The organism is Streptomyces sp. AC627_RSS907 (assembly GCF_019049165.1).
This window is the reverse complement of the sequence record NZ_JAGMUE010001449.1, coordinates 1-741: the sequence shown is the minus strand read 5'-3', so window position 1 is coordinate 741 and position 741 is coordinate 1. Positions and strand designations below refer to the sequence as shown.

Annotated in this window: 1 protein-coding gene and 1 pseudogene; one reads left to right on the top strand and one right to left on the bottom strand. The window is 76.4% G+C overall.

What is annotated here, in order from left to right; all coding sequences use genetic code 11:
- Positions 1-135: pseudogene (locus tag KUM32_RS44620) on the top strand (glycine C-acetyltransferase); the annotation flags it as partial.
- Between the two features lie 151 nt (positions 136-286).
- On the opposite strand, the gene KUM32_RS42375 reads toward KUM32_RS44620, so the two are convergent.
- A partial coding sequence (locus KUM32_RS42375) for an RDD family protein (protein ID WP_217146905.1) occupies positions 287-741 on the bottom strand: 455 nt, incomplete at its 5' end.

The following is a 741-nucleotide window of genomic DNA, read 5'->3' as shown; positions in this document are numbered from 1 at the left end:
GACTTCTCCTACCCGGTCGTACCCAAGGGCAAGGCCCGCATCCGCGTCCAGCTCTCGGCGGCGCACTCCACCGATGACGTACGCCGCGCGGTGGCCGCCTTCCGCGAGGTGCGCGACGAACTGGCCGGCGCCTGACGGCACCGCGGCCCCGGCCGGAGCCGCCCGCTCGGCGCGCCCCGAGAAACGGGTGGCCACGCGTGGAGCCCCGGTCGCCACGAGGCGGCCGGGGCTCCACGCACGCTGCCGCGGGCCTACGGGTTCCGAGGGCGCGCGGCGCGGCACCGGGTCACAGGCCGCCCGGCACCCACGGCTCCGGCGCCTCCACGCGGACGACGACGGTGCCGGCGGCCTGGTCGTGCAGGCACTGCTGGAGCGGCTCGTCCCGCAGGGACCAGAGCTGGTCGACGCCGCACAGCGCGATCATGCCGACGTGGGTCAGGTGCCGGCCGAGGGCGATCCGGTAGGGCAGGGCACCGCCGTCCTGCGCGTGCGCGACGCGCAGTCCGAACAGCAGCTTTCCCGGGGAGCCGCCCCAGCGGGCGGTGGTGAGTGGCGAGTAGCAGAACAGCAGCCCGGCCGCGGTCAGGGCGGCGACGGGGGCAGCGGGCCCGTCCAACAGCAGGCTCGGCAGCGCCGTGACCCACGTCAGCAGGCCGAAGAGCACGAGGTCGGTGAGGTAGGCGCCGAACCGCTCGGGGAGGTCGGCCGGGTGCGGCTCGCCCGGGCGGGTGGGGTACATCC